Origin of the sequence: Pseudanabaena sp. PCC 6802 (genome assembly GCF_000332175.1) — a bacterium.
Taxonomy (GTDB): Bacteria; Cyanobacteriota; Cyanobacteriia; order Pseudanabaenales; family Pseudanabaenaceae; genus PCC-6802.
In genome coordinates this window covers 1,041,559-1,062,972 of record NZ_KB235914.1, presented here as the reverse complement: position 1 = coordinate 1,062,972, position 21,414 = coordinate 1,041,559, and the positions used below count along the sequence as shown (strand labels likewise).

Genomic DNA, 21,414 nt, shown 5'->3' with positions numbered 1-21,414 from the left:
ATGCTAAGGGAATTGCCAACAAATAATGTCCCAACCGTAGGCGCTGGTATTTTATTTCTGAGCAAATCCCTAATCTGTCATCCCCATCAAGGCGATCGCCTTGATGGGGCGGCTTGGGTAGTTATTGAGGGTAAGCCTTATGTGGGTTCTTCTGATTTTGCAATCAAGTGCGTAACTCTTGAATTAGATTGTTGTGATTTTTCGATTGCTTGCCTCGTTCGAGGAGTCTTTCAAGAGTTTCAGTGGAAAGAAATGGGAATGTCAAGCTACCTTCGCACTCTACATATTCCCCAGAGATAACTGCAAAATCTTCAAGCCCTGGTGATTGTAACGCCAGATTTCTGGTAAGCCCATCGCTTTGTAAATATTTAAGCGCGATCGCGACGAACTCGTTATATCGACTTCAACTACTAGACTATAATCGAAAACAAAATTTACAAATACTTCTCAGTATGAGCCATCGTCCCGACCCAATCCATGTAGTGAATAAGCTTATTGTTTTTGTGGGAGGCATTCTGCTGATCGGTTTGATGGGGTATGTTGCCTATCAGATTTATAAGTACTCGACTCGCGATCGCAGTATTAGTAACGTTATTCTTACCGATTCTAATAATTCATCGCTCAAGAGTAATAAGTTAGGTTTGGGTGCGTTTGAAAATATTGAGGGTACCCCCTATCTTTTAGGAGCCATAGTACTGGCACAGGAAAGCGATCGCGGCTACTATACCAAGGGTGCATCTTCGACGACCAATTACTTGATTCTGAATGTCAAGGATAAATCGGCGATTCGTCTCGTTCCCAAGAATAATTCCCTTTTTATTCGGGCTGAGAAGTTTGGCAAAAACGATCGGGATGGTAAATTAGTCCAAGCCTTAGGGCTTTGGTATGTTGCGGTCAAAGCCGATACAAATAGCGATCGCCGCTTGACCGAGGAAGATCGTAAAATCATTGCTGTTTCTGATGTTTCGGGGGCAAACTATACCGAAGTCATCCCAAATATAGATCGGCTGCTCAATACTTTCCGAATTAGCGAGACAAGTATATTGACGATCTACGAGGCGAGCGGCAAGAATTTTGTCTCCGAGATAGATTTAGCCCAAAAGAAGGTAATTGAGACGAAAGAATTACCTGCGATCGATTAGCATAGGGGGAGATAGAGAATTAAGCAAAACCGCTCTCGATCGCCTTAACAATTCCTCATCATCTGAGGCCGCACTCTTTGCTAATCTAATAGTAGATAGCCTGACTAGTACAGTCATGCTAGGAGGAGGGCATATGTCTACATCAGTCCAGTTTATTGATGGGTTGAACGAAGAAATTTCCAGTATCAGCTTGCGCAAACGGCGTAGTTCTAATGCAAAAATTGTAGTCTTGTTTTTCAACCGTTTAGCTGCATTAGAGAAGGGACGTAGCTTTACCAACAACATAGAAATGGTACTCCTACGTGACGAAGAGGGGGATATTCAAGTTAGCCCTCGCAGTATGAAATTTAAGTTTGACGATGACGAACTGGTTCAAGCAGAGTGCTCGTTTGAGGTGGATTCCGATGGAGAATGGGATCGCGTGATGCGATTCTTCCACCGCTATGCTGAAGACCACAACCTTGAGTTTAGCACTCCGAGCTAATTATGTAACCTTGCATCCTACTCCCATAGGATTAATTGCGCGATGCTCGCCCCATTGATAGATATTGCTCCGGCAATGAAAAAGAAAGCATAGGATAATAGAAGTAAAGGCACAAGGAGGTTTGACATGGATAAACCAGATGGCCGACACCTATCGATAGAAACGCAAAATTACCTTCGACAGCAAGCGATCCGGTTGCGAGAACAAGGGAAACGAGTATGTGATATTAGTGAGTACCTGGGGATTCATCGTAACACGATTACGGAGTGGTGGTGGGCGTATCAAGATTACGGAGAAGCAGCCCTGTTTCAGCAGCGACGAGGACGAGAGGTAGGGGAAGGGCGCAGTTTAAGTGCCTCAGAGGAAACAACGATTGAAGCAATGCTGCGGGGACACAGCCCGGAGGATTACCAGATCCGAGAGCGCCTTGTGGACTAGACAAGCCGTGCAAATACTAATCGAGCAAGAATTAGGAGTGGAGATGCCGATACGCACAGTGGGGGAATATCTCAAACGATGGGGCTACAGCCCCCAGAAGCCGATCGAACGTGCCTATGAGCAAGACCCCGCTGCCGTGAAACACTGGTTACAGGAAGAATATCCCGCGATTGAGCAACGGGCACAAGCAGAAGGTGCCGAAATCGAGTGGGGAGATGAATCGGGACTCAGTTCTGATGAGTATGGAGGGCGAGGTTATGCACCCAAGGGACATCCCCCTGAAATTCGTCCTAGTAAACGCGAGCGGACACGGTTGAATTTCATTGCTAGCATCAGTAATCAAGGCACGATTCAATTTATGCTTTACACCTGTACCTTGACAGCCCCAGTATTTATTGAATTTCTGCAACGGTTGATTGACAAGCGTTCAAGCAAACTGTTTTGGATCGTGGATCGCCATCCCGTCCATCGAGAGCGCCCCGTGCAGCAATGGTTAGAACAGCACTCCCAGGAGATCGAGTTATTTTATTTGCCTTCCTATGCGCCGCAGTTGAATCCAGTAGAGTATTTCAATGGTGATGTGAAACAGGGAGTTCACGCCAAACCTCTGACGCGAAACCTGGGTCAATTAAAACATAGATTGCTATCTCAACTGCAGAAATTGCAGAGATTGCCTGCCCACATTAGGAGTTACTTTAAGCATCCATCTATTATTTATGCTGCTCTATAGATTGCATTCTATTTTATTGCCAAGGCAATAAAATCACCTCGATATCAAAACGCTGAGTTTGGGATCGTCGAGAAGCTTCTTGGCATCTCCCAGAATGCGATCGCTCCAGTTGGAAATGAGAATATAGTACAGTATTTTGAATTGCGATCGCGACTTCTGGCATTACGACTGCTTAAGTTGTTTAACCCGATTGAGAGCATCCTGGTAATCTTTTGTCCTGCCCGCATTGAGATAAAGACCAGCGGATTTTTGATAATCTTCGATCGCACCTTTCTTATCGCCCAAGGCAGCACGCGCCGCACCTCTACCGGTGTAGGCTTGGTTCAGGTCAGGTTTAAGTTCAATTGCTTTAGTGTAGTCTTCTATTGCAGCTTTGTGTTCGCCTAAAGCAAAGTGGCTGACACCCCGATTGAGATAGCCTACAGGCAATTTAGGATTGAGTTCGATTACTTTGTTGCTATCCTCAAGCGCGCCGTGAAAATCCTCTAAAGCAAGGCGAATGAGACTTCGATTCTGGTATCCCAGATACAGATCTGGCTTGAGGACGATTGCTTGGTTGAGATCTTCCAGCGCTTTATCCAATTTACCTAATCTGTAATATGCATTACCTCGATCGATATAGGCAGGGGCATTATTTCTATCGATTTCGAGTATTTTGTTAGAATCATCAATGGCACCTTGAAAATCGCTTAGATAGAAAATGCGGATGTCAGCTCTTGAGATATAGGCGAAAACATTTTTAGGGTCGAGTTTGATCGCTTTATTGAAATCGTCAACAGCACCTTTAGTGTCTCTCAAACTAAGGCGAACCCCAGCCCGAGCATTGTAGGCAGATACATTCTTGGGATTGACCTCGATCGCTTTATTACAATCGGCGATCGCTCCCTGTAAATCGCCCAAAATAGAGCGGGCATTGCCACGATTGAGGTAGGCATTGCTAAACTTCGGATCGCGTTCGATCGCTTTAGAGTAATCGGCGATCGCTCCTTGCTTATCATTCAAACCATCGCGCACAAAGCCCCGGTTATAGTATGCGTTGACATAGTTAGGATCGAGTTCGATCGTTTTGGTGTAATCGACGATCGCTCCTTGAGTATCGCCCAACTCACTGCGAACAATGCCTCGATTGTAATAGGCAAGAGCATAATTCGGATCTGATTCAATCGCTTTGGAGTAATCGGTATTTGCTCCTTGTTTATCGCCTAATTCGCTGCGAATATTTCCTCGATTGATGTAAGCATCGGCATACCTCGAATCGAGTTCGATTGCTTTGGAGTAATCGGCGATCGCTCCTTGCTTGTCGCCCAAGTCATTGCGAGCGTTACCCCGATCGATATAGCCATTGGCAAAGTTAGGATCGAGTGCGAGTACTTTATTGAAATCCTCAAGTGCTTCTTGTTTTTTACCTTGACTGGATTTTTCACTCGCAAGTTTGTAGATTTCCACTACTTCAGGTGTGGTGGCATGTCGATTTGGCAATAGCCTGGGAATGCCAATTGCCAGACCAACCGCAGCAATAGCTGCGACTCCCATGCCGATCGGGATCGCTGGCTTCTTGAACCATCTTTTCCCACTCGCAGCAGATGTGCTGACAGAGGTAGCAGGAGGCGGAGATGGGAGATTAAGTACGGTTGTAGGAGCTTTGGGCGGCAGTGGTGAAGTTGGTAAGGTTGACGATGCTGGCGATCTCAAATCTTTCAAGACTTCATTTGCCGATTGATAGCGACTCTGAACGTCCTTGTTTAGCAACTTATTCAGCACGGAATCCAATGGGGCAGTAACGGGAAATGGCAAATATCTTTGCCAATCGTTCGTCCAGTCGTAGCCTCGTTCTGCCCATAGGTGCTGGGGATGAATGCCGCTCAATAGATGAAAACAAGTTACGCCCAAAGCGAAAAGGTCGCTGGCATAGACTACTTTACCCTGTTGGATTTGCTCCAATGGAGAATAACCGTGGGAACCGAGAATGCTCCCTGTTCCGGTTATGGTTGGTGATATCAGTTTTGATACGCCAAAATCAATCAGGAATAACTTACCATCTTTAGCCTGACGCATGATATTCTCGGGCTTGATATCACGGTGAATCACATCGCGATCGTGAATGAATTGCAGAACTGGCAACAATTCAAGCATCAACTGTTTGATTTGCACTTCGCTATACTGACCTTGATGCTCTAGTTGTCTTAGTAAATCTTCTCCCTCGATAAATTGCTGTACCAGATACAAATGGTTACTATCCTGGAAATAAGCTAGTAACTTCGGTATTTGATGATTCTCACTCAACAAAGCCAGTTGTTTCGCCTCTTGCTCGAACAACTCTACTGCTTTTTTAGTCGCCCAACTGCTTTGTCCCTGATACGCCAGTTGCTTAACCACACAACGACTGTTGAGATTATCGACATCTTCAGCAAGGTAAGTTTTGCCAAATCCACCCCTACCGATTGGCTTGACAATCTTGAAGCGATTATACAACAAGCCCACTAAGAGTACCCCACAATTCTGGCAGTGAACATTACCAGCAGGGTTAATCGGAGATGGACAGTCGGGATTGAGGCAGCACAGTGTAGATTGTAAAAGCATAGGTCTTCGGGGGATATGTGAGGACTGCTTTTACTTTAGAGAGAATTTCCGAACTGTGTCTGCGATCGCGATCGCCTCCAACTGCGATCTGTATCATAGATCTCACTTCTAAGCTTCAATACTATCGCTTTAACGGATGGGATCGCTTGCTAACGCTGCTCGAGTGGCGATAGCCCCAAGAAGAAATCCGATTGCAATTTCTCTGGTGTAGCGGAATAGACGATCGCCATTCCCTGAATTATTCCCAAGAGGCGATCGATGGGTTGGGGAATCTCATTCCTCGATTCTTCTCGGAGGGTGAGGGCATCGTCAACTAGCTTAATGATTGACTTGGCATTGATATAGAAATATCCAAAATTTGGCTTTGGCATCTCCGCGATCGCTGCTTTGAACGTAGGATCGCGATCGAGTGTATTTTTGGGCTGAGGCAGAAGCTCGGCCATCGGCCCCATGCCCGTCGTCATAATTAGCGTCCGATCGTCCAGCCATGTATAAGCCATGACGCTCAACGATGCTGATTTGTTGTCCGAATCAGCTACCTCCCAGCTAGTAACTGGCCAATTAACAACCCGCCGCGACGATACCTTAATCGCACCTTTTGATGTCTTATCTGCACATTTCGCAAACTTATCCAGCGCTGCCGTCGCCGCTTTGCGATTGGATGTCTGAATTAACAGGGTAATGCCGAAATTAACGATGTAGGGGCAGAGCAATGGCAATGCGATCGCTAATCCAGGGCTGGATGTCTTTGACAAATGTTTTACCCTTGGGCAATGCCAGAATTTGGTCTAATATCCCCAGTGGATTCTCTGAAAAGGGATTAAATAGTTTTAAATTAGCCCACGCTTCGGCATCAAAATTCAGAAAACCGACAGCGATCGTCTCCGCTGGTAAAATTTCAGCGGCTTTTGGCATGCTGACTGCTTTTGGCGCTAGAGCCTGGGCAAAGATCGGATTGCGCTTGCGATCGCCCCGATCTGCTTGTATAGAAGTTTCCCTATTGACATTAGGTTTGACAGCAGGGTTAACATCGATCGCAGGCTGCTCGAAGGCAACCCCAAGCATAAGGAGCAGGGCTAAAGGAATGAACAAGGCAACCTCTTATTTAATTAGTTGGCTAAAAGCAAGGACTAAGTACAAATATGCCAGATTTTCCAGAAATTCTCTACGCAGGCTCGGCGTGTTTAACAGTTGCTTTTGCCAATCCAGTTACGCGATCGCCGTGCCCATATCCGGTGGCACGTCCTGCCAACGCCCGCTGCCAACGGCTCGATTTGCTTCCTTTAAATCGATGTTGCCCGTATATATTGCCTTGCCCACAATCGCACCAGTTACACCTAATGGCTCCAAAGCCAACAGACTGAGTAAATCTGTAATAGAGCTTATACCACCGGAAGCGATCACAGGAATATCAATGCTCTGCACCAATTGCTTGAGCGCCTCCAGATTTGGCCCCTGCAATGTGCCATCGCGATAAATATCCGTGTAGATAATGCCAGCTACCCCAACTTGCGCCATGCGCTGAGCTAAATCAGACGCGATCGTCTCGGATGTAGTAAGCCATCCCCTCGTTGCTACCTTCCCGTCTCTGGCATCAATGCCCACCAGAATTTGTCCGGGAAATTCCGCACACAAATCGGCAACTAGCTGCGGTTGCTCTACCGCGATCGTGCCCAAAATAGCCTTACTCACACCCGTTGCTAAAACCGCACTGACACTAGAGCGATCGCGCAAACCACCACCTACTTGTACGTGAATCGGCAAAGACCGAGCGATCGCCTCAATTACCTGTAGATTTTTCGGCGATCCCTCTTTCGCACCATTGAGATCGACTACGTGTAAATACTTTGTGCCCTCATCGTACCAACGCTGGGCGATCGCAACCGGATCTTCCCCAAATACCTCCGATCGATCGTAATTCCCCTGATACAACCTTACGCAACGTCCATCTAAAATATCAAGTGCCGGAATCACATCCATGTTTTACATTCCCGAATGCAGTAGCTTATTTTATCGATTTTGGCCTGTATAGAGGAACTATCTTTACGGCATAAAATATAAAACTTTAAATACAGAGCGATCGGCGGTCGGCTTTTAGCCTTTTTAAAAGCCCATGCTAAGCTCTAGTAGTGGGGGTTGCCCACCTTAAAAATCTAGATTGCTGCAATAACAAACCCACCCTCTTATATAGCTAAGAGGGTGGGTTTAAAGGATTAGCTGTGTTAGTGGTTAAACCTTAACCTAACTCAGATAACTACTGTCCTTAGAAGGAGAAGGTTGTACGGATAGTACCAACCACGATGGTGTTGTTAGCACTGTTGTTTTCAGGATTGAAGATAAAGAATACACCCGGAGTAATAGAGATATTCTTAGAAAGTCTCCATCTGTAAAGTGCTTCCAAGTGATAGGTGGTGCTGCCATCGTCTCTGCGAGCAACGATCGAGTTGGATGTCAGCTTAGGTGGCTGACCGAAGATAATACCAGCCACGTTGCCTTCACCGAACAGGTCGGGGAAAGCCAAGCTAACTGCCCAGTTAAAGGCATCAGCATTGTTACGACCAATCCCAGACTCTTGACGCATGTTGGCAAAGCCTACCCAGCCACCAAAGGCAAATCCCTTAGCAACTTTCCAGCTTAACTGAGCGCCATAGCGATCGGTAGAGGTATCAACTGCACCAAATGGTCTTCTAGAATTCACGCTACCGGTAGAACCCGATACATCAACTAGAGTGGCAGTATTGCTACCAATCTCAAAACCAGGCTCGAAACTGCGGATGTAAGCTAAACCGATCTTCAAGTCTTTGTTGGGCGAGAAGACAATTTGAGCACCTGCACCGTAGCCACCATTGGTCAAGCCAGACTGACCGACCGCATTACCAGCAAACTGTTGGTTAGCTAGATAAGCCAGGTTCAGACCGAATTGATCGTTGAACTTGAAGTTAATCGCTGCACCAGCACCCTGGGGAGCGCGGAAGATGAATGGCTCGTAACGACCAAATCTGGAAATTGCGCCGTTGTCGCTATCAGCGAAATATGGATTAACTGTATCGAATACGGTATCCCAATCCACACCTCGGGTACCAACAAAAGCCGTGACCTGGTTGCCAACCGGGAAACGATAGAACAACTTGTCTAGCTCGAACTGGTTGTCGGTGTTAGTATCAAAGCCCAAACGAGCAGTAGCTGTCGTACCAGCAACTGTCGAGGAAAGGATACCAGGTACGCGATCGAAACGAGTTACGTTACCAGCTTGCAGGCGAGTACGCAATAAATCCTTACCGGTAAAGCTGGTGTCGAAGTTTAAGCGTACGCGACCGCTGAGAGTGACGTTGCTATCTGTCGCAAAGGACGGAGCAATAATCGCTGTGGCGTTTAACTTGGTAGTGGTAGAAAATTGCTGAGCTTCAAGCTGAGCAGTCTTTGACTCTAAAGCATCTACCCGACCGCGCAGAGCTGCCAATTCAGCCGCAAATTCTTCTTGTAGCTTTTGCACCGCTGCCAGGTCTTCTTTGCTGACTTTATCAGCTAGACCAGCGGTGATAATTTCGTTGATCTTGTCCAAGCAAGCGTTCAAACCAGCAGCAAACTCGAAGCGGGTCATGGCTCTCTGACCGCGATAGGTCCGATCCGGATAACCAGCAATACAACCGTAGCGCTCTACCAGAGATTGCAAGGCTGTAAATGCCCAGTCGGTCGGCTTAACATCGCTCAACTGAGACACGGAGGTCACGTTTTGAGCTTGAGTTTCTGGAGCAGCGTTCTGAGCCGTGCGATTTACCATTGGATCTTTACCAATGGAACGAATCAGGCTGGACTCATTAACTGTTGAGTCAGGAGCTGGCACAGTTGTAGCTGGCACGGTAGCTGTATTGTCAACAGTTTGCGCTTTAACTACACCTGGCACCATGGATGATGCTGCGACTGCTGAAACAAATAAAACTGAACTAAGCGATAATTTACTGAATTTAGACATAATTTTTACCCAAACTCTCACACCGTAGATACTTTTAGCATATATAACACATTACTTCAATAAGTCTATAGAAGTAACTCTGGTTTTACCCAAAATCTGGCCTTTAACTTACCGCTTGACACTCCCCAGCTCAAACGCGCTGGGATTCTTGGTTCTAGGAGGCAACTTATTGCTTTGATTAAGATTGCTCTAACCAAAAGTAGCGGTCACCTCTCCCCAAGCTTTACTCTAACCTAGTCCGAAAGTTCCGGTATGCTCTACCGTACTCATTGGTATAAAGATGGACTAACAAACGCTTTCACAACTGCTCAGCTGCTAAGCTTGCTTCCGCTCCAAACCACCCGGTTTAGATTTTACGGTGTTGCTTATGCATTTAGAGTGGTTGTATCGTAGCATAAGATCCTTAAAAAGCCGTGCTAGAAGTACGGGGTTTTAAAACCTATTTCTTGATAACACTAAGGAAACAACACTAAGGAAACAACTGAGATTTTGCATAGGCAAACGGTTAGCTAAGGTCATATCAACATTATAGAACCGAATATTTTTAAGATAGTAGGGTTCTAGTTAAAGATATGTTTAAGGTTTGCCACTTAGCACTGCAACCTTTAGATTATGATTTTAAGTAGGTACAACCTGAGTAATAGCAGTAATAGCGGGCATAAACCATAGAGATCCGTCCAGACTTAAATGCTCGAGCACCTAGGGATCTTTGCACGAGCTATCCTCACAAGCTTTCCTGTGGCAATCTGGCACCTCTTTGTTCGCTTTCGTCATATCATGTTGTATGCTCGCGTGTTTGTAATAACAATCTCAGCATGCTTGAGAATTGAATATCAGCTCGATCGCTACTGCATGGTGTGTGTTGTGCACTCTCAAGGATATAAGTTGTTACCTGTTAGAAACACAGCGATTGGGATTTGAGTTGCATCCCTGGTAACTATGTAATTTAACTATGTAATTACTTTGTAGCTCGTTAAAGTCATTAAGCCATTCAAGTTCTGTTACTTTACTTTCAAGTTTACACCTCATGGAATTTTCGATCTCTCAACTGCTAGATAGCCTCTCAGATAAATTTGTCGCTCCTAAGGTCATCGAAAAAAAACTAGGTATCGGCGATGACGGTAGTATACGCAAACTCCAGGTAGCACTCGATGCCTTAGAAAGGGTAGGCATCTTAGAAAAAGATAAGGGTCGCTATCGCCGTCTGGCAGAAGATGGCCTAGTAGAGGGGCGATTGCGTTGTTCTAGTAAAGGATTTTGCTTTGCGATCCAAGATGTTGAGGGTGCAGGGGATATTTACATTCGAGAGAGTAAGCTGAGTACTGCATGGAATGGCGATCGCGTCCTGGTGAAAGTAACTAAGGATGGAATGCGCCGTCGCAGTCCAGAGGGTGAAGTGCGACTGATTGTAGAGCGTTCTAATCCTACACTTCTGGCTAAGGTAAAGGCTTTTGAATCTGGGTATCGTGCCATACCATTGGACGATCGCTTGCTGTTCGAGATCGATCTCGCGCCCGATAGACAATATCCCGATCTAAGCGTGGCATTGAACAAATTGGTTCATCTTGAGATGACGAGGTTTCCTTTAGGCAGTCACTTGCCCATAGGCAAGATCTTGCAGGTGCTGGGCGATGATGCAGAATCTACGCCTGATGTAGATTTAGTCTGCTGCAAGCATAACTTGCCTCGCAAGTTTAGCAGTCAGGTCTTGACTGCGGTCAACAGCCTACCCAAAGCGGTGCGGAAAGTCGATCTCAAGAAAAGGCTCGATCTGCGTCAAAATATGACTGTCGCCATCGGTAATGCACCAGCGATTTCGTTAGAGTCAACTCAGGCTGGTGGTTGGCGACTGGGAGTACATATTCCTGACTATGCGGCCTATATTGCGGTTGGCTCTGTTTTAGATGAAGCTGCTCGGCTTCGAGTGCGAACCTCTTTCCTAGACGATTCAGTTATCCCCATGCTCCCAGATCTTGGCGTGCTGCAGCAGCCAGAGCATCTCACCATGTCGGTGTTGTTCGAGCTAGATAGTAATGGAGTTTTAACTGAGTTTGAGATCTACCCGTCTGCGATCGCTACTCATGCCAGATTGAGTTTTGCCGAGGCACAAGAAATTATCGACGATCGCGCCCAAAAAGGCACTGCTAAATCGAAGCAAGCGGAATTAGCCGATCTGCTCGGTAATATCGTGCATTTGGGTACATCGATCAAGCAACATCGTCTTGGCTCATTCCATATCACTCTGCCCAATGCACCTATGCAGGAAGCTGATGAGGGCATTTTAGGAGTGCCAATCGTACCTGAGGCTAATTATATTTACGGCATGGTATCTGAGATGTCTATCTTAGCGAATCGGGCGATCGCTACGCACTTGGTAGCTTTGGGCGTACCGGCTCTATTTCGCACTCAATCACCGCCGGAATTGAGCAAGGTAGCAGATTGGCTCAAGCTTTGCGAGAGTATGGGCGTATCTGTCGGTTTAGCGGAACCGGAACACCTGCAATCTCAGGATTTCCAAAACTTTTTAGCACAGGTGACCCAGGTAGACAGGCAAAGCAGTTGCGATATCTTGAAATACCTGTTGATGTCATTGTTAAAGATCGGAGAGTACAGTTTGCAGCCTGGTTCTCACTTCGGTCTTGCTCTAGCACCGGAGTTTCCCTACGTGCACGCGATCGCTCCCCAACATCGCTATGTCGATTTGCTAATTCAACGTCTGCTACATCTGGTGTTTCAAGAAGGACGCGATCGTCGCAATACTCGCAGCAAAGAGAGCGTAGATTTGCATAGCTCTAGCTGTCACGGTCAGATTAGTTGGAGCGTGCTGCCACCTGAAAGAGAACGTCAAGTGGTCTCCGAGCTAGAGTTAATCTTGCCAAAGCTCAACCAGCAAGACAACCTGGTTCACAAGGCTAAAACAGATCTCGAAGGTTTGCGCAAAGCCGAGATCATGCAAGCGAGAACCGGACAAAATTTCTTTGGGATTATCACGGGAGTTCAATCCTATGGTTTTTTTGTCGAGATCGAATCTTTACTGGTTGAAGGTCTAGTGCATGTCAGTTCGCTCAAAGACGACTGGTACGAATTTCCCCAAACTAATGGCAAGAGCAAGGGCGGACGGGCGCAAACAGTTCTGATCGGTCGCCGTAGCGAACGTCAATATAGTTTGGGCGATCGCATTGAAGTCCAGGTCAAAAGCGTTGACTACTATCGCCAGCAAATCGATCTAGTAGCTTTAGCCAGTATTGACGCTGCCGCCAATCTCGAACCCGGCGAGCAGGTTGTTCTACCGACTGAGATCGATCCGGACCTGGATATGGATCGTTTCCCTGACGAGTAGAGAGGTTTGGTGTCGTTAGTCAATCAAAGGTACGAACCCCTGAGGCTAGCCTCGGCAGTTAGTTCGCCGCAAGCGGCGGGGGATGTACCCAAGAGATGCAACATAAATGTTAGAGATAAACCCCAACTGTATTTTTTTGCTAACGTACAACTTACCCCCTTAAATCTGAAGCCGTCATGCAGCTCTCGCGTCCTTTAGTAGTACTGTTAAACCGTCTCCAGCCCTCTGCTGCCACGATTATGTTAGTGCTGGCGATTTTGGTGGGGCTGGGCAGCGGAACTGGGGTTTTACTGTTTCGATGGCTGATAGATGCGGCACAGGAGTTCTATTGGCATTATTTAGCAGTTGGGCTTGCCAGTTACGGAAGTTGGCTGATTGTATCGATCCCAATTATTGGGGGTTTGGTAGTTAGCAGTCTGCGATTGCGCCTGCAACAAAGCGAAGCAGGATTTGGGAGCCTATCATATGCAGTTGCCAAGGAAGGGGGGCGATTGCCCTACAGCCAAATTCCACTCAAAACAATAGCGGCAGCTTTATCCCTAGGAGCGGGGGCATCCCTAGGTCCAGAAGGTCCTAGCGTAGAGTTGGGGAGTAATATTGGTTCTTTGCTAGGTCAGTTACTGCGGTTTTCCACAGAGCGAACCCGGCTCTTAGTAGGTGCAGGCGCTGCAGCCGGTCTGGCAGCAGGTTTCAATGCTCCTATTGCTGGTGTGTTTTTTGCCTTGGAGGTATTGCTAGGCGATACCTTTGGTAATACTAAGTCTAGCTTTAACTCCAGTGTCAGCGTTGTTGTAATTGCCGCCGTTGTTTCTGCTCTGGTAGCGCAAATTGGGTTTGGGGGGCAGCCAGCTTTTAATTTACCTGCTTATGAAGTGCGCAGCTATTGGGAGTTGCCGCTCTATTTGGGGCTGGGTTTACTAGCAAGTTTGGTGGCGATCGCATTTTCCCGAGCACTGCAACTGGCGCAGGAAGTATTTGCTGGCAAAGCGCTCGGATTTGCTTGGATGGCAGACCTATCTATACCCCTAAAACTGGCGATCGGTGGTGGCTGCATTGGCGCAACAGCACTAGTGTTTCCTGAAGTTATGGGCATAGGCTACGAAACTGTAGAATCGCTACTGCAAGATGCTCATTTTGGGGTGGGGCTATTGGTAATTTTGCTATTTACAAAGCTAGCGCTAACGGCGATCAGCTTAGGCAGTGGTTTTGTTGGCGGTATATTTGCACCTGCTATATTTCTGGGGGCGATCCTTGGTAGCACCTACGCTCAGGCATTAGCATTGATTCTCCCACATGCAATCCCTATTGCAGCGCCGCCTGCTTATGCCCTAGTTGGGATGGCGGCAGTACTGGCAGGTACGGTCAGGGCACCTTTAACTGCCGTCCTGCTTTTGTTTGAGATGACACGAGATTACCGCATCGTGCTACCTCTAATGGCAGCAGTGGGTCTCTGTGCCTGGCTAGTAGAGCAGTTACAGTCCCGCCAGATTGCAGGCTCAGGGGGGAAAAAGTCCTCTCAGCCCGAAGAGGATGACATTCTCCGTCAAATTAAGATTGCAGAGGTGATGACCGTACAACCTTTGACATTTAAATACTCTATGCCTATGCTACAAGCAGCACAGGTATTTACTAGCGGTTATTTCCATAGTGCCTTAATCGTTGATGACTCTCATCATCTTTTGGGTATTCTTACAACACGGGACATTGAGAGGGCGTTATCCATGCCTAACTCGAGCCATCAAATCAACAAACTACTAACAGTGCAAGAAATCTGTACTAAAGAGGTGTTGCATACTTTTGCAGATGAGTCTCTCGCCGATGCGATCAGACGTATGGCAACGCGAGACTTACAACAACTACCAGTTGTCGATCGCAACTCTACTAGCCGTGTGGTTGGTATGGTAGATCGACAGGCAATAGTTGCTGCCTATACTAATGCGCTTACAAAACAAGCGATCGCTGATAAAATTGCTTCTAATAAGGCAGAGCTTTTAAGTATACCCAATATAATTGAGCCTAAGGAACTGGATAGCGTTGCGCCCAGTGAAATTAGGTCGGACGAGCCACGCTCAGAAGCTCTTAGTGGAGAGCGAATTCTGTAAGCCATCTACCCAACTAGTCACTAAATGCTATGAGTAGTGAAGAATTTTTGATTGAGATTGTTAATAACACGGGAACGGAAAGTAATGACGGCTACAATCGTCAATCCGTTGTGAGAGCGGTTGATGGCAAAGCAATCGCGGCAAATGTCAATAAGTTGATCGATCTAGTTCAGCATTTTGACCTGAGCGATCGGGGTGGGTTAACGCTTGACGAAGTTGATATTGCGATTAAGATTTCGGAGACGGGTGAGGTTATTCTGCTTAATGGTAGCCCTAGCAGTAGTAATAGCGCGCTCGTGCTTAAATTTAGACGCTCTAAGTCAACGGCCAATCTATCCGATACAGCTAGCCAGATGCAGCAGGAAACTTTTAGCTCCGCTGTAGGTATAGATTATACGAGGCTAAATCAATTGTTGTCAGGAGGGCATTGGCAACAAGCCAACCAGGAAACCTGGGACCTGCTCTGTCAGGCTTTAAGTAAGAATAAGGGCAGTTATTTATCTGTTGAGGAAATTAATCGACTGCCTTGCCAAGATCTGCAAACGATCGATCGGCTATGGCAAAAACACAGTTTGGGACGCTTTGGTTTTAGCGTGCAAAAGCAAGCCTATACGGCTTCCATTACTAAATAGCTACTAATAGTTAAGTTTGACACGTTATTTTCACTTGTATTTACTCGTAGGGTGCTTGCCGTTATGGATCCAGCAAAGCAAAATCAAATCATGGGCTATTTTATCGAAGAAGCCCTAGAACACTTAACTACCATAGAGAATGGACTGCTTAACTTGGAATCTATGGTTACCGATCCTGAGATGGTAAATGAGGTATTTAGAGCTGCCCATTCCATTAAAGGTGGAGCAGCTATGCTTGGTATTTCTAGCGTGCAGCATATTTCTCACCGCCTGGAAGACTATTTCAAGGTTATAAAAGACAACAACGGTCTTAATGTCGATCAGCAATTACAGACATTATTTCTCCAAAGCTTTGACAAGCTAAAAGACCTGTTAGAGCATTTGAGCGGTCCATTTGGACTGGGAAAAGAAGATGCCGACGCAATTATGTCTGATGTTGAGCCGCTATTTGCTCAGCTCAAAGACCATCTCAACAACCTGGTGGATGGCAAGGCAACTGTAGAAGTTACAACGCCTCCTGCAAGGCAGGTAATCGAGCCGATCACTGTGGGCAGAACCTCTGGGGAAGAAAGAGCGATGACTTTGGTCTTCCAAGAGGATATCCCAGCCAAACTGCGAGATATGCTGCAGGTCTTTAAGGAACCAGATCGCCCCACTAGCCGCCAAAACCTACAGTTAATCTGCGATCGCCTGTATCAAGCTGGCGATCAATTCGATCTCAAACCTTGGTGCGACATGCTGGAAGTTGTAAAATCTGCAGTTGGCAATCCCAACAACTCTTTTCGCGTACTGGCACCTGTGGTAATTCGCGAAGTGAAGCAAGCTCAGGAACTAGTTCTGGCGCATCGCACCGAAGAGATCGTCGTTTCATCGCAGTTGCAAAGCCTGCTGCCACCACCGGATCTCGTAACTGCACTGCAGCAGGAAGATGATATCAGTAGTGTATTTGGTGCCATTGTTGAGGAAGATAAGTCCGTAGAGCAGTGGCGCGAGTTTGGCGATCGCGTGGCCTGGCGGATAGACAATGCCTGGATTCGCACGGCTGGCATCAACTTCGATCGTTCGGCTCCAGTCGGGCATCTACCTGCGCCCATATGGTTGTCAGCCTGGGACAAATCAAAGGATAGCAATGCCGATGAATTTCGCGAGCAGCTTCGTGCATTTATGCAGAAATTGGGAGATTGCTAGAGAGCGGTTAGCCTTAGCAAATATTCAAATAATATTCAAATAAAAAAGTTAGGCGCGTGCCTAACTTTTTTATTTGCTAATCAAATTAGTATTATTTGCCGATCAAAACCCTGCTTGTTTAAAACTACGGTAGCAGTCTTGCTCGTCATATATATGGCATTTGTCCCCAATCTGCTTCATTAGTTCCCATGAAAACTTGGTGGTATAGAGATACTCGCCCCAGTTTTCCTGCAAGGATTTATGTGCTTTACGCAGATTGTAAAAAGGGATAGCGGTAGAAATATGGTGAGGAATATGTACGTTGATATCATGACAAAGCCACTCTACCCAAGCAGGATAATCGCAATGTACGGTGCCGGTTAGTTGATCCTGAGCCGCATTCCAACGATCGCCTTCCTTAAACTGAATGTCGGGCATAGTGTGATGCACGATTGTAAACGTACTCATCCAGAAATGGTAAACCAGCCAGGGCATTAAGAAGAAATTAACCCAGCCAGCAATGCCACCGAACGCAATGATTAATGGAAAAGCGATCGCGGCATAAGCGATTACCAAACCAGCAGAGAATCTTACCTGAGATCTCTGGCGTTCTGGATAAATGCTGGCATCGAAATGCAGCACTGCCCAGTGAATAATCGAACCAATCCACCAAAAGCGACCGCGAATTAAACGGTAGAAAAATCTCTCGTAGGGCTTAATTTCGGCGTACTCCCGAGCGGTGAATGGGTACCAAGCATTATCCTCACCGAGCTTATTGGTGTGATTGTGATGGCGATCGTGCATGATCCGCCAGGGGTGAAATGGGTAAAGGAGTGGCAAAAACAACACGTGCCCCACCAAATCGTTGACCCAAAGTTTTGGAGAGAAAGAGCGATGGCCGCAGTCATGCCCCAAAACAAAGAAGCCCGTGAGGGCAGTGCCCGTAAATATCCATGCTAAGGGTAAGAGATACCAGGGTGCAAAAGCAATACTGGCATAGCCTAAGCCCACTGCCAGCAAGCTAAAAGCCACACCCAACCATGCCCTAGGCGTATTTTTGACAAATACTTCGGGTGGGAGGGTTTTAATAATGTCTCTAAGAGTAGTGCCGGGTGGCAGTGTAGGAGTATTCGATTTAGATTCAACCTTAGCCGTAATCTCGCCCACAAATTCGCTTGATGCGATTGTCATTATTGAACACTCCCAGATTGGGCGAGGCGCTGACGGCTTAAGCTTTGCAGTTGTTGAAGAAGCGTATCGATATCAGACTGTAATTCTAAAAACTCACTTTGAAGGCTGTCGTTATAAAGACTTTTCTTAAGATTTGTAAGGCTTTCTGCCTCTGTTGATAATGAATTCAATGGTTTACTCATAACTATTTATAGACTCTGTAATGTCACACCACAACATTTAACCGTCAGCGCTCATTGTAGCGCAAAAAATTGTATACGAATATTTAAGTAACGAATACAAGGGTAGCTAATTGTGCTATGCGTATACTGTACGTAACTTTACAGAAATAATTAATTAATTACTTTTCTTAACAAAAGTCGGCGAGGTTTTGAGTCCAGCCAAAATCTTAGCCCGGGTTCTACTTTGTAAAACTGGTAGCCAAATTCCTGATAAAGCTGCCTTGCTGGTAAGTTATTCTCCAGTACGTGTAAATACAATTGCTGAAATCCCCAGCGCGCCGCCATTTGTTCGGCAGAGCTTAAAAGCTGCATAGCAGCTCCTTGTCGTCGCCATTGCGGATGCACGGCCAGGTTAAACAAGTAGGGAAACTGGGATGCCTGCCAGTCCAGCAAAGAAATACCGCGCCCTATCTGGGGAACGTACCGCATACCCATTTCTACGGTGGCGATCGCTCTCGCAGGCCGATCTAAGCGATCGGCAACCAGACAGGCGTATCTGGTGCTGTCATCAGTTAAACGATGATTTAAATCTAAAGAAATGCCCCAACGAATCAGTGGTTGAAGCCACTGTTTAAGGCGAGCAAACCTACCTTTGTCATCGCAGTAAAAACTAGTTGTCAAGATATCAGCAAGGCAAGCAACATCTTTAAGCTGAGCTAACCTAACGTCGAAGAGCGAGTTTTTTAAGTGAATGTCGCGCACAGTTTAGATTAATCCTGGGAGCCACCTTAAATAATATAGGCTCCCAGCAATTTAGTTGTTCTCTCGTCTACGATTGTTTCCCAGTTATGACTGGCGCAGATTTAAAGTCGCTGTGAAATGCCAGTGGCTTGTCGGTTTTACCAGTTAAGGTTGGTACTGACTGGCGGAGGGCAGCTACTAAACTTGTGGTTGTAGCGTCATAGACCTGGGTCATTAACTTCGGATAGAGACCAATTCCAATAACTGGGATCAATAGGCAAGCAATAATAAATACCTCGCGGGGCTCGGCATCTACTAATTCTTCATGGGCGACTAGCTCTTTATTTTCAGCCCCGTAGAAGATCTCGCGCAGCATTGACAGCAGGTAAACGGGCGTCAGAATTACACCAACTGCTGCCAGGATTACAGTCACGATCTTGAACGTAGTGCTGTAAGCATCGCTGGTAGCAAAGCCAACAAACACCATCACCTCCGCCACAAAGCCACTCATTCCAGGCAAGGCCAGAGATGCCAGCGAGCAAGCCGTGAACATAGCAAAAATCTTTGGCATCTTCTGCCCCACTCCACCCATTTCATCCAGGATGAGGGTATGGGTGCGATCGTAGGTAGCACCTACTAAAAAGAAGAGGCTAGCTCCAATCAAACCGTGGGAAATCATTTGCAAGACTGCGCCGCTCGTCCCTAAGTCCGTAAAAGAAGCAATGCCAATCAAGACAAAGCCCATGTGCGAAATGGATGAATAGGCAATCTTGCGCTTGAGACTGCGCTGGGCAAAGGAAGTGAGAGCGGCGTAGATAATGTTGACTACGCCTAAAATCACCAGAACTGGGGCGAAATAAGCGTGAGCGTCGGGCAGCATCCCCGCGTTCATGCGCAGAAGAGCATAGCCCCCCATTTTTAGAAGAATGCCCGCCAGGAGCATGTGTACGGGAGCGGTGGCCTCCCCATGCGCGTCCGGCAACCAGGTATGCAATGGAAAAATAGGTAACTTCACGCCATAGGCGATCAAAAACGCACCATAGGCTATAAGTTGGAAGGTTAATGGGTAATTCTTCCCCGCCAGAGCAGTCATGTCAAAAGTAGTGGTGCCGCCATAGAAAGCCATCGCTAGCCCTGCTACTAGAATAAATAGCGAGCCGCCAGCCGTGTAGAGAATGAACTTAGTAGCAGCGTACTGGCGTTTGTATCCCCCCCAAATTGAGAGCAGTAGGTAAACCGGAATCAGTTCCAGCTCCCACATCAGGAAGAACAGCAGCATATCCTGTACGACAAATACGCCAATCTGTCCGCCATACATGGCTAGCATCAAAAAGTAGAACAAACGCGGTTTAAGCGATACCGGCCACGATGCCAAGATTGCCAGCGTCGTGATGAAGCCGGTTAGTAAGACTAATGGCATCGATAAGCCATCAACTCCTGCCGACCAGTTCAAACCGATTTGCGGTACCCAGGCATAATTCTCCACAAGTTGGAGTCCCGGTGTGGCAAAGTCGTATTTAGTACAGAAGGCATAGACTATAGCAACAAAGTCTATTAGTCCAACGATTAAGGCATACCACCTTATGGTCTTACCATCACCTTTGTCAGGGATAAAGGCAATTGGCAGTGCCATGATTACTGGAAAAATAATACTGAAGGTGAGCCAGGGAAAATTCTCAAGATTTAGCATATGGCACAAAAAAACGACTTCAGCATGAAGAAGTAGAGTAATTAATTCGCTCTAGCACTTACGATTAGCATTACAGTTAGCAACTACAGTGTAGCGGCGATCGCTAAACAAACAGCTTAAGGATTACTTAAGCTGTCCCAGAGCAATACTCAGCAATAGGCACGAACCCAGGGCTAGCCTGTACCAGACAAACACCCACGTACTTTGGGTTTGCAGATAGCGCAATAACCAAGCGATAAAAATGTAAGAAAAAATAGCCGCAGAAATAATTCCAACAATCAGGGGCATGAATAGCTGGGAATTACCCACGGCATCTTTTGCCTGCACTAAGGTAGCGATCGCTAAAGCTGGTATCCCCAATAAAAAAGAGAAACGGGCAGCAGTTTGGCGCTCTAAGCCCAGAAATAATGCTGTGGTCAAGGTGGCACCAGAGCGCGACACGCCAGGAATTAGCGCTACAGCTTGCCCCAGCCCGACAAGCAGACCATCAACAATTTGGAGTTGACTAAAACGACGTTTGCGGGTGCCAATCCGCTCTGCTAAACCTAATAGCAGTGCCATCACAATGGAGGCGATCGCAATTACGATCGCGCCATCCAGGATCGCTTGGGTACTCTCTGGGAGGCGCTTTTTAAAAAAACCGCCAATTAAAACTGGCACAGTTCCGATCGCAATTCCAGCCAGAATTTTCCACTCCTCGCGCTCCCAGTCTTTTTGGCGAAACGCCAGCCAGCCACCGCCTAGAATTTGGCGAATATCCTGGCGAAAGTACCAGATCACTGCAATTACACTCCCAAACTGGATGGCATCAATTGCAGGTTTAGTCCACAGGGTCTTCCAGCCCAGCATATCTGTAAAGATGATTAGATGTGCCGTACTGCTGATGGGCAAAAACTCAGTGATTCCTTGCACTAGTCCCAGGACAAGTGCCTGTAAATATTCCATAGACTAAAATTTTATGTGGTCGTAAACAGCATTGCGCGATCGCGGGCAGAAACTGCCATAATTAAAGAAAAATCATATACTCCTTTAAGAGGTTAGTT

General features: G+C 46.7%; 19 protein-coding genes and 1 pseudogene. 9 read left to right on the top strand and 11 right to left on the bottom strand.

The features are described from left to right. The 5 genes from PSE6802_RS0110245 to PSE6802_RS28505 all read left to right on the top strand — a co-directional run bounded on the left by PSE6802_RS0110245 (position 1) and on the right by PSE6802_RS28505 (position 2,794). Positions 1–300 carry a hypothetical protein gene (locus PSE6802_RS0110245; protein ID WP_019499972.1) on the top strand — a complete coding sequence of 100 codons (300 nt, stop codon included), beginning with the start codon at positions 1–3 and terminating at the stop codon, positions 298–300. A 152-nt stretch (positions 301–452) separates the two neighbouring features. Further along, positions 453–1,142 carry a hypothetical protein gene (locus tag PSE6802_RS0110240; protein WP_019499971.1) on the top strand — a complete coding sequence of 230 codons (690 nt, stop codon included), beginning with the start codon at positions 453–455 and terminating at the stop codon, positions 1,140–1,142. Between the two features lie 133 nt (positions 1,143–1,275). Next, positions 1,276–1,626 (top strand): photosystem II reaction center protein Psb28, encoded by a 351-nt coding sequence (psb28, locus tag PSE6802_RS0110235; RefSeq protein ID WP_019499970.1) that lies wholly within the window; start codon positions 1,276–1,278, stop codon positions 1,624–1,626. 126 nt (positions 1,627–1,752) lie between these two features. Next, positions 1,753–2,064, top strand: coding sequence for a helix-turn-helix domain-containing protein (locus PSE6802_RS34745; RefSeq protein ID WP_225902666.1), 312 nt, complete (start codon positions 1,753–1,755; stop codon positions 2,062–2,064). Continuing rightward, a complete protein-coding gene (locus tag PSE6802_RS28505; RefSeq protein ID WP_225902665.1) occupies positions 1,979–2,794 on the top strand; it encodes an IS630 family transposase in 816 nt (271 codons plus the stop codon). Before PSE6802_RS34745 ends, PSE6802_RS28505 begins: the two co-directional genes overlap by 86 nt. A gap of 162 nt (positions 2,795–2,956) precedes the next feature. On the opposite strand, the gene PSE6802_RS28500 is transcribed toward PSE6802_RS28505, so the two are convergent. The 6 genes and pseudogenes from PSE6802_RS28500 to PSE6802_RS0110195 all read right to left on the bottom strand — a co-directional run bounded on the left by PSE6802_RS28500 (position 2,957) and on the right by PSE6802_RS0110195 (position 9,347). Further along, a complete protein-coding gene (locus PSE6802_RS28500; protein WP_019499968.1) occupies positions 2,957–5,275 on the bottom strand; it encodes a serine/threonine-protein kinase in 2,319 nt (772 codons plus the stop codon). A 39-nt stretch (positions 5,276–5,314) separates the two neighbouring features. Then, positions 5,315–5,374: pseudogene (locus PSE6802_RS36090) on the bottom strand (hypothetical protein); the annotation flags it as partial. A 149-nt stretch (positions 5,375–5,523) separates the two neighbouring features. Next, entirely contained in the window at positions 5,524–6,129 is a 606-nt protein-coding gene (locus tag PSE6802_RS31890; protein WP_083901684.1) for a DUF3352 domain-containing protein, read from the bottom strand. Beyond that, positions 6,065–6,466: a DUF3352 domain-containing protein gene (locus PSE6802_RS0110205; protein WP_156815484.1), complete on the bottom strand. Its 402-nt coding sequence runs from the start codon at positions 6,464–6,466 to the stop codon at positions 6,065–6,067. The genes PSE6802_RS31890 and PSE6802_RS0110205 overlap by 65 nt, the downstream gene beginning before the upstream one ends. A gap of 117 nt (positions 6,467–6,583) precedes the next feature. Continuing rightward, a complete protein-coding gene (gene hisA / locus PSE6802_RS0110200; RefSeq protein WP_019499963.1) occupies positions 6,584–7,354 on the bottom strand; it encodes a 1-(5-phosphoribosyl)-5-[(5-phosphoribosylamino)methylideneamino]imidazole-4-carboxamide isomerase in 771 nt (256 codons plus the stop codon). Positions 7,355–7,637: 283 nt separating this feature from the next. Further along, positions 7,638–9,347, bottom strand: a complete 1,710-nt coding sequence (locus tag PSE6802_RS0110195; protein ID WP_019499962.1) for an iron uptake porin — start codon at positions 9,345–9,347, stop codon at positions 7,638–7,640. 1,027 nt (positions 9,348–10,374) lie between these two features. On the opposite strand from PSE6802_RS0110195, the gene PSE6802_RS0110190 reads away from it, so the two are divergent. The 4 genes from PSE6802_RS0110190 to PSE6802_RS0110175 all read left to right on the top strand — a co-directional run bounded on the left by PSE6802_RS0110190 (position 10,375) and on the right by PSE6802_RS0110175 (position 16,609). Further along, positions 10,375–12,687 carry a ribonuclease R family protein gene (locus PSE6802_RS0110190; RefSeq protein ID WP_019499961.1) on the top strand — a complete coding sequence of 771 codons (2,313 nt, stop codon included), beginning with the start codon at positions 10,375–10,377 and terminating at the stop codon, positions 12,685–12,687. Positions 12,688–12,863: 176 nt separating this feature from the next. Then, complete coding sequence (locus PSE6802_RS0110185) at positions 12,864–14,789, top strand: chloride channel protein (protein WP_019499960.1); 1,926 nt, start codon at positions 12,864–12,866, stop codon at positions 14,787–14,789. Positions 14,790–14,818: 29 nt separating this feature from the next. Then, positions 14,819–15,421, top strand: a complete 603-nt coding sequence (locus PSE6802_RS0110180) for a GUN4 domain-containing protein (RefSeq protein WP_019499959.1) — start codon at positions 14,819–14,821, stop codon at positions 15,419–15,421. A gap of 63 nt (positions 15,422–15,484) precedes the next feature. After that, positions 15,485–16,609 carry an Hpt domain-containing protein gene (locus tag PSE6802_RS0110175; RefSeq protein WP_019499958.1) on the top strand — a complete coding sequence of 375 codons (1,125 nt, stop codon included), beginning with the start codon at positions 15,485–15,487 and terminating at the stop codon, positions 16,607–16,609. A gap of 102 nt (positions 16,610–16,711) precedes the next feature. On the opposite strand, the gene PSE6802_RS0110170 is transcribed toward PSE6802_RS0110175, so the two are convergent. The 5 genes from PSE6802_RS0110170 to PSE6802_RS0110155 form a co-directional block, all read right to left on the bottom strand. Next, positions 16,712–17,779, bottom strand: coding sequence for a fatty acid desaturase (locus PSE6802_RS0110170; protein ID WP_019499957.1), 1,068 nt, complete (start codon positions 17,777–17,779; stop codon positions 16,712–16,714). Then, positions 17,779–17,961 (bottom strand): hypothetical protein, encoded by a 183-nt coding sequence (locus tag PSE6802_RS33335; protein ID WP_156815483.1) that lies wholly within the window; start codon positions 17,959–17,961, stop codon positions 17,779–17,781. The genes PSE6802_RS0110170 and PSE6802_RS33335 overlap by 1 nt, the downstream gene beginning before the upstream one ends. 150 nt (positions 17,962–18,111) lie before the next feature. Then, complete coding sequence (locus PSE6802_RS0110165) at positions 18,112–18,702, bottom strand: GNAT family N-acetyltransferase (protein WP_019499956.1); 591 nt, start codon at positions 18,700–18,702, stop codon at positions 18,112–18,114. A 67-nt stretch (positions 18,703–18,769) separates the two neighbouring features. Then, the gene (gene ndhD1 / locus PSE6802_RS28495) at positions 18,770–20,371 is read right to left on the bottom strand and encodes a photosynthetic/respiratory NAD(P)H-quinone oxidoreductase subunit D1 (protein WP_019499955.1); all 1,602 of its coding nucleotides are present in this window, start codon (positions 20,369–20,371) and stop codon (positions 18,770–18,772) included. Between the two features lie 123 nt (positions 20,372–20,494). Further along, the gene (locus tag PSE6802_RS0110155) at positions 20,495–21,316 is read right to left on the bottom strand and encodes an undecaprenyl-diphosphate phosphatase (protein ID WP_019499954.1); all 822 of its coding nucleotides are present in this window, start codon (positions 21,314–21,316) and stop codon (positions 20,495–20,497) included. Positions 21,317–21,414: the final 98 nt, after the last annotated feature.

Coding starts and splice junctions, on each gene's coding strand:
- PSE6802_RS0110245 (WP_019499972.1), top strand. CDS start 1: ATGCTAAGGGAATTGCCAACAAATAATGTCCCAACCGTAGGCGCTGGT.
- PSE6802_RS0110240 (WP_019499971.1), top strand. CDS start 453: ATGAGCCATCGTCCCGACCCAATCCATGTAGTGAATAAGCTTATTGTT.
- psb28 (WP_019499970.1), top strand. CDS start 1,276: ATGTCTACATCAGTCCAGTTTATTGATGGGTTGAACGAAGAAATTTCC.
- PSE6802_RS34745 (WP_225902666.1), top strand. CDS start 1,753: ATGGATAAACCAGATGGCCGACACCTATCGATAGAAACGCAAAATTAC.
- hisA (WP_019499963.1), bottom strand. CDS start 7,354: ATGGATGTGATTCCGGCACTTGATATTTTAGATGGACGTTGCGTAAGG.
- PSE6802_RS0110195 (WP_019499962.1), bottom strand. CDS start 9,347: ATGTCTAAATTCAGTAAATTATCGCTTAGTTCAGTTTTATTTGTTTCA.
- PSE6802_RS0110190 (WP_019499961.1), top strand. CDS start 10,375: ATGGAATTTTCGATCTCTCAACTGCTAGATAGCCTCTCAGATAAATTT.
- PSE6802_RS0110185 (WP_019499960.1), top strand. CDS start 12,864: ATGCAGCTCTCGCGTCCTTTAGTAGTACTGTTAAACCGTCTCCAGCCC.
- PSE6802_RS0110180 (WP_019499959.1), top strand. CDS start 14,819: ATGAGTAGTGAAGAATTTTTGATTGAGATTGTTAATAACACGGGAACG.
- PSE6802_RS0110175 (WP_019499958.1), top strand. CDS start 15,485: ATGGATCCAGCAAAGCAAAATCAAATCATGGGCTATTTTATCGAAGAA.
- PSE6802_RS0110170 (WP_019499957.1), bottom strand. CDS start 17,779: ATGACAATCGCATCAAGCGAATTTGTGGGCGAGATTACGGCTAAGGTT.
- PSE6802_RS33335 (WP_156815483.1), bottom strand. CDS start 17,961: ATGAGTAAACCATTGAATTCATTATCAACAGAGGCAGAAAGCCTTACA.
- ndhD1 (WP_019499955.1), bottom strand. CDS start 20,371: ATGCTAAATCTTGAGAATTTTCCCTGGCTCACCTTCAGTATTATTTTT.
- PSE6802_RS0110155 (WP_019499954.1), bottom strand. CDS start 21,316: ATGGAATATTTACAGGCACTTGTCCTGGGACTAGTGCAAGGAATCACT.